This is a genomic window from Myxococcus sp. AM010 (assembly GCF_013372585.1).
Classification (GTDB): Bacteria; Myxococcota; Myxococcia; order Myxococcales; family Myxococcaceae; genus Myxococcus; species Myxococcus vastator.
Genome location: NZ_JABXEO010000238.1, coordinates 1 through 441, shown reverse-complemented (window position 1 = coordinate 441; position 441 = coordinate 1). Strand labels below are relative to the sequence as shown.

Annotated in this window: 1 protein-coding gene; it reads left to right on the top strand. The window is 60.5% G+C overall.

Annotated elements, in window-relative coordinates; all coding sequences use genetic code 11:
- On the top strand, positions 1 to 441 hold a 441-nt coding region (locus HV826_RS36495; RefSeq protein ID WP_176421586.1), incomplete at both ends, for a magnesium transporter.

Sequence of the window (441 nt, the reverse complement as noted above, 5' to 3'; positions counted from 1 at the left end):
GGTCATTTCTGAGGAAATCAACCGGCTTTCGGCCGCTGATATGGCCGTGGCATATCGCTTGTTGCCCAAGGACAGGGCGCTGCGCGTCTTCGAATTGATGGATCCTCCCACGCAGGCCGAGCTTCTCCAGGCCCTGCTTGATGAGGAGACCACTGGCCTGCTGGATTTCCTGGCTCCCGATGACCAGGCGGAGTTGTTGGATGAGATCCCGGCGAAGGTCGCGGCGCGCCTCATGGAGGGCTTGCCGGAGCAGCAGCGGGCCTTCGTCTCTGATTTGTTGGGTTATCCTGCGGAATCGGCTGGCCGTCTTATGGTTCCGACGCCAACCATTCTCGCTCCCAGCGCCACCAGGGAAGATGCGCTGGAAAAGATTCAGCGCAACGCTGTGACACAGCGAACTTCCGGGGAATTCCCGCGGTCTACGGTCACGGACTCGGACAT